The organism is Curtobacterium sp. HSID17257, from assembly GCF_003989515.1.
In the GTDB taxonomy this organism is placed as follows: domain Bacteria; phylum Actinomycetota; class Actinomycetes; order Actinomycetales; family Microbacteriaceae; genus Curtobacterium.
Map to the genome: position 1 here is coordinate 25,512 of NZ_RBLU01000034.1, position 6,319 is coordinate 31,830.

Annotated in this window: 4 protein-coding genes; 1 reads left to right on the forward strand and 3 read right to left on the reverse strand. The window is 67.1% G+C overall.

All coding sequences use genetic code 11. The features are described 5' to 3' along the window. Position 1: 1 nt before the first annotated feature. The 3 genes from D8M35_RS07675 to dnaK are packed head-to-tail and all read right to left on the reverse strand — an operon-like array spanning position 2 to position 3,546. On the reverse strand, positions 2 to 1,006 hold the full coding sequence (locus D8M35_RS07675) for a DnaJ C-terminal domain-containing protein (RefSeq protein WP_126891313.1): 1,005 nt from the start codon (positions 1,004 to 1,006) through the stop codon (positions 2 to 4). A 24-nt stretch (positions 1,007 to 1,030) separates the two neighbouring features. Then, positions 1,031 to 1,678, reverse strand: a complete 648-nt coding sequence (locus D8M35_RS07680; RefSeq protein WP_126891314.1) for a nucleotide exchange factor GrpE — start codon at positions 1,676 to 1,678, stop codon at positions 1,031 to 1,033. 2 nt (positions 1,679 to 1,680) lie between these two features. Further along, a complete protein-coding gene (dnaK, locus tag D8M35_RS07685) occupies positions 1,681 to 3,546 on the reverse strand; it encodes a molecular chaperone DnaK (protein ID WP_126891315.1) in 1,866 nt (621 codons plus the stop codon). Between the two features lie 901 nt (positions 3,547 to 4,447). Between dnaK and D8M35_RS07690 the strand changes: the two genes are divergently transcribed. Next, a partial coding sequence (locus D8M35_RS07690; protein ID WP_148113341.1) for a hypothetical protein occupies positions 4,448 to 6,319 on the forward strand: 1,872 nt, incomplete at its 3' end.

Sequence of the window (6,319 nt, forward strand, 5' to 3'; positions counted from 1 at the left end):
GCTAGCTGCGCGCCTTGGCGAGGAGGTCCTCGCGGGGGTCCTCGTCGGGCAGGACGGCGCGGAGGGCCTCGACGGCCTCACGCTGCTTGTCCGACAGGTGCGAGGGCACCGCGACCTGCACGCTGGCGAGCAGGTCGCCCGTGCCGCTCTTCGTCGCGACGCCGCGACCCTTGACACGCAGGACGCGGCCGGACGGCGTGCCGGGGGCGACCTTGAGCTTCACCGGATCGCCACCGAGGGTGGGGACCTGGATCGTCGCGCCGAGCGCCGCCTCGACGAACGTCACGGGGACGTCCACGCGGAGGTGCTGCCCGTCGCGCTCGAAGACCGGGTGCTTCCGGACGGAAACGCTGACGACCAGGTCGCCGGCCTCTCCGCCGTCCGGGCTCGGCTCGCCGCGCCCGCGCAGGCGGATCTTCTGCCCGTCGGCGACGCCCGCGGGGATGCGGACGTTCACCGGTCGGCCGTTGCCCTGCGCGAGCTTGACGGTGTCGCCGGCGATCGCCGTGGTGAAGTCGAGCGTCGTCGACGCCGTGACGTCGCGGCCCTTGGTGGGACCGCCGAAGCCGCGGAAGCCGCCGGACGGCTGCCCGAAGCCCTGTCCGCCGCCGAACATGCCGCCGAGGATGTCCTCGAAGCCGCCGGCGCCGCCGCGGGCCCCGCCCTGGCCGAAGCGGACACGCTGCCCGCCCTGCTGGCCGAACATCCCACCGAAGACGTCCTCGAAGCCGCCGCCCTGGCCCGGGCCACCCGCGGTGAAGCGGGCGCCGGAACCCATGGCGCGGACCTGGTCGTACTCGGCGCGCTGCTCCTTGTCGGAGAGCACCGAGTACGCCTCGCTGATCTCCTTGAAGCGGGACTCGGCGGCAGCGTCACCCGGGTTGGAGTCCGGGTGGTACTGCCGGGCGAGCTTCCGGTAGGTCTTCTTCAGCTCAGCTTCGCTCGCCTTCTTGTCGACGCCGAGGACCTTGTAGAAATCCTTGTCGAACCAGTCCTGACTGGCCATGAATCCCTACCTCCTTCCCGAGCCTCAGGCGGGGACCGCAACCGCGACCTTGGCCGCGCGGAGCACGCGGTCGCCGAGCTTGTAGCCCGGCTCCACGACGTCCGCCACGGTCTGGTCGGTCGCACCCGGCGTCGGCAGCTGCACGATCGCCTCGTGCACGTTCGGGTCGAAGAGCTCGCCCTTCTCGCCGATCTGCACCAGCTTGAACTTCTCGAAGCCGCCGCGGATCTTCTGGCCGATGACCTGCATGGGGCCCTCGGTCAGGTCACCGTGCGCCTCGGCGCGGGTCAGGTCGTCGAGGGCCGGCAGCAGGGCGCGGACGACCTCGGCGATGACGGCGTCGCGGTTCGCATCACGGTCACGCTCGACGCGCTTCCGGAAGTTCACCAGCTCGGCCTGCGCGCGGAGCATGTCGGCGCGCATGTCGGCGACGAGGTCGCGGTCGGCCTGTGAGAGCTCGTCCTCTTCCATGCCGCGGGCCGCGTCGTCGAGCAGGGCCTGGTCCTCCGGGGAGAGGTCGCTCTCGGGGCCGCCGGCGGCCGGGGCGTCCGTCGGCACTTCGACGTCCGGCCCCTCCGCCTCGACGAGGTCCTCGGGCTCCTGCGCGTTGGTCGCGTCACCCTCGACCTGGGGCTCGGCGTCCTCGGGCACGTTGTCCTTGGGATCCGTCATCGTTACTTCTTGTCCTTGTCGTCCTCGTCGTCCACGACCTCGGCGTCGACGATGTCCTCGTCGTCCTGCTGGGGCTGGTCGCCGGCCGGCTGCTCGCCACCGGCCGCGGCGCCCGCGTCCTGCTGGGCGTAGATGGCCTGGCCGAGCTTGCCCTGCGACTCGTTGAGCTTGTCGAACGCGGTCTTCACGGCCTCGTCGTCGTCACCCGCTAGGGCCGACTTGAGGGAGTCGACGTCGCCCTGCACCTCGGACTTGACGTCCGCGGGGAGCTTCTCGTCGTTCTCCTTGATGAGCTTCTCGATCGAGTAGACGAGCTGCTCGGCCTGGTTGCGACGCTCGTTGGCCTCGCGGCGGGCCTTGTCCTCGGCGGCGTGCTCCTCGGCCTCGCGGACCATGCGCTCGATGTCCTCCTTCGGCAGCGACGAGCCGCCGGAGATGACCATCGACTGCTCCTTGCCGGTGCCCTTGTCCTTCGCGGACACGTGCACGATGCCGTTGGCGTCGATGTCGAAGGTGACCTCGACCTGCGGCACGCCACGGGGAGCCGGCGCGATGCCGGTGAGCTCGAAGGTGCCGAGCGGCTTGTTGTCGCGGGTGAACTCGCGCTCGCCCTGGAAGACCTGGATCGCGACCGACGGCTGGTTGTCGTCAGCGGTCGTGAAGGTCTCGCTGCGCTTGGTCGGGATCGCGGTGTTGCGGTCGATGAGCTTCGTCATCAGGCCGCCCTTGGTCTCGATGCCGAGGGACAGCGGCGTGACGTCGATGAGCAGGACGTCCTTGCGCTCGCCCTTCAGGACACCGGCCTGCAGGGCGGCGCCGACGGCGACGACCTCGTCCGGGTTGACGCCCTGGTTCGGCTGCTTGCCACCGGTCAGGCTCTTGACGACCTCGGCCACGGCAGGCATGCGGGTCGAACCACCGACGAGCACCACGTGCGCGATGTCGTTGACCGAGACACCCGCCTCCTTGATGACGTCGTTGAAGGGCTTCTTCGTGCGGTCGAGCAGGTCGGAGGTCATCTGCTCGAACTGCGCGCGCGAGATGGTCTCGTCGAGGTTCAGCGGGCCCTCGGCGGTCAGCGTCAGGTACGGGAGCTGGATGTTCGCCGACATCTGCGACGAGAGCTCCTTCTTGGCCTGCTCAGCCGCTTCCTTCAGGCGCTGCTTCGCGATCTTGTCGGTCGACAGGTCCACGCCGTGCTCGCTCTTGAACTTCTTGACGAGGTGGTCGACGATGCGTTGGTCCCAGTCGTCGCCGCCGAGGCGGTTGTCGCCCGAGGTCGCACGGACCTGGATCGTGGAGAAGTCGTCGTCCTTGCCCACCTCGAGCAGGGAGACGTCGAACGTGCCGCCACCGAGGTCGAAGACCAGGATGAGCTCGTCTTCCTTGCCCTTGTCGAGGCCGTAGGCGAGCGCCGCAGCGGTCGGCTCGTTGATGATGCGGAGGACGTTGAGGCCGGCGATCTCACCGGCGTCCTTCGTGGCCTGGCGCTCGGCGTCGTTGAAGTACGCCGGGACGGTGATGACCGCGTCGGTGACGTCCTCACCGAGGTACTGCTCGGCGTCGCGCTTGAGCTTGCCGAGGGTGCGGGCCGAGATCTCCTGCGGCGTGTAGCTCTTGCCGTCGATGTCGACCTTCCAGTCGGTACCGATGTGGCGCTTGACGCTCGCGATGGTGCGGTCGACGTTCGTGACGGCCTGGCGCTTGGCGGTCTCGCCGACGAGGACCTCGCCGTCCTTCGTGAAGGCGACGATCGACGGCGTGGTGCGGAGACCCTCGGCGTTCGCGATGACGGTGGGTTCGCCGCCCTCGAGCACGCTGACGACCGAGTTGGTGGTTCCGAGGTCGATGCCTACTGCACGTCCCATGTTGTGGTGCTCCTTCGGTTGGGTTCGTGGTCTTGCTGAAGCCTACGCGGAGTTGCGTCCGCTGCACTCAAGTTTACTCAGGCTGCTGCGTGCGTCAAGCCCTGGGCGGAGAAGTTGCGTCAGGTGGGCGCAGGTTCGGGTAGTCATCGCACTCGGAAGGTCTTCAGTCGAGTAGGTGATATTTCTTATGTCCTATGACCAGTGCCCGGCGCATCGTGCGCGCGTGGCCTCGATCCGAAAGACATCTCTTCACATGAAGTCATTCCTCCGGAGGGCCGTCGCGACCGGCGTTGCCCTCGCCACTGTTGCCGCGCTGCCTATGACAGTCGATTCAGCGTCCGCCGATTCCATCGATCCCTATGGGTCCCGACTCATGGGACCGTTCCAGACAAAGACCGCGGTTGGTTACGGGAACCGCGCGAACTGGGTCGTATCGGGGGACTTAGTTCAAATCGGAAAGGGCGGCACGTGGACGTTCCCCGCTCGAGGCACGACCGGCCCCATCAAATCGCTTGACACTGAGAAATGCCTCACGCTCAACGACCAGCCGTACGGCATGGTGAAGATGCAGACTTGCAATGGTGATACTCTTCAAACTTTCTTGCTTCAAGCCGACGGTCTAATCCGCGGTGTCGGCGACTATAGCGACTGGGGAGTATCGGACTACAAGGTCGTGGGAGGGGGTCCCATGAGTTCCACGCCCTACGCGTCCATGCTTGGTGACGCGTTGTGGCTGGACGTTCTCGAGGATGCGGCGGGGGACATTGCGTTCGAAGAAGCAGTAAGCGCGCCCGGTGCGACCACGGATTGGATTGAGGGCTCACTTGCGGACGGCACAAAGGGTGAGCTCGAGCTGAAGGCACCCGCGGGCACGACGATCGTCGAAGCACGAGGGTTGGGCGTGGGTAGCGGCACGACGATCCCCGGGCAGATCAAGGACGACGGTCGGACCGCGTTCTTCTCGGGTGACAACACCTGGGCTGATGACTTCCGGAAGATCCAGTTCAAGCTGCGCGTGAACGACGACGCGGCGCCGGACACGACGATCACCGGTGGAACTGCGACCATCAAGAAGGCCGGGCAAGAGGACGTGGCTGCTGAGGGCTCGTTCTCGATCAAGACCGGCGCGAAGGTCACCTTCGACGTCCCAGCGACTCCGGCTGGGTCGACGACCGACTGGGTGTCGGGGTCGATCTCCTCCAAGAAGCAGGGCGAGGTCACGCTCCACGCTCCTGAGGGCACGAAGTTCGTCGCCGCACGAGGCGCGGGTGGGAGCGGTGCCGCTGTGACCGGCTCCGTCGCGGCAGACGGCAAGACGGCGACCATCACCGGCGACAACACCTGGTCGGACAGCTTCCGGAAGATCCAGTTCAAGCTGCAGGTCCTCGACGGCCAGATGGCCGGGGACACGCTGACCGGTGGCAGTGTCGACATCGTGGCAGAGAACACCACGCCGATCATCGGCCACGGAAAGATCTCCGTCGAGGTCGCACCAGCACCGGTGCAGAACGGCGGCGTCGCGACCGACGCTCTCGGCTTCGACGCATCGATGCAGGTCGGCGAGACGAAGGACCTGTTCCTCGGCCTCGAGGCGACTGATGCGCTCACGTCGCTCAAGGACACCACGTTCGAGGTGACCGCGCCCGCGGGGACGAAGTTCGTCGTCGGCGCCTCGAAGAGCCAGTACCTCGACGGCGACGGCCAGTGGCTGACCGACGGCAACTCGACCGCGACGTTGACCGTGAAGGACGGCGGCGCGAAGGCCACCGTCACCCTGAACACGAAGGACGGCTGGGCACGTGCTGCGGGCGAGAAGGCCCGCTGGAGCCTCCCGATCGCGGGCGTGACGCCGGGCACCGGGAACGCCGCGTTCACCGTGAGCGGCACCAGCAACTTCGGCGCGTTCACGGCAGCGGGTGCTTCGTCCGTGACGGTGACCGACTCCACCAAGCCGGCGACGCCGGCGAACGTGCAGGGCTACTTCCCCGAGAACGTCAAGCAGTGGGCCCACATCAAGGGCAACGGCGTCACCCCGGAAGCCCTGATCACCATCAAGAACAACAACAACGAGGTGATCCGCACCAAGGCGACCAAGAACGGCACGTTCGACTTCGGCATCAACCCGAGCAAGGTCGGCTGGGGCAACCAGTCCTTCACCGTCACCCAGACCGTCGACGGACGCACCTCCGACCCCGCCACCACCACCCTCGCCTACGCCCCCAACACCGCACCGACCTTCACCGACCCGACGAACCTCGGCGAGATCATCAGCAACGGCCAGACCTTCACCGGCACCGGTGTCGACGGCGCAGTGATCGGTATCAAGGGCGTCGGCATCAGCACCGAGCTCGGCACCACCACCCTGACCGGCACGACCAACTGGTCCGTGCAGGCCGACCCTGGCATCACGCTCCCGATCGGCACCTACCAGCTGTTCGCGAACCAGTACACCAAGGGCGGCAAGTTCAACAACGCCCAGGTCAACGTGAGCGTCAAGGACGCCAAGCCGGCGACGCCGGCGCACGTGCAGGGCTACTTCCCCGAGAACGTCAAGCAGTGGGCCCACATCAAGGGCAACGGCGTCACCCCGGAAGCCCTGATCACCATCAAGAACAACAACAACGAGGTGATCCGCACCAAGGCGACCAAGAACGGCACGTTCGACTTCGGCATCAACCCGAGCAAGGTCGGCTGGGGCAACCAGTCCTTCACCGTCACCCAGACCGTCGACGGACGCACCTCCGACCCCGCCACCACCACCCTCGCCTACGCC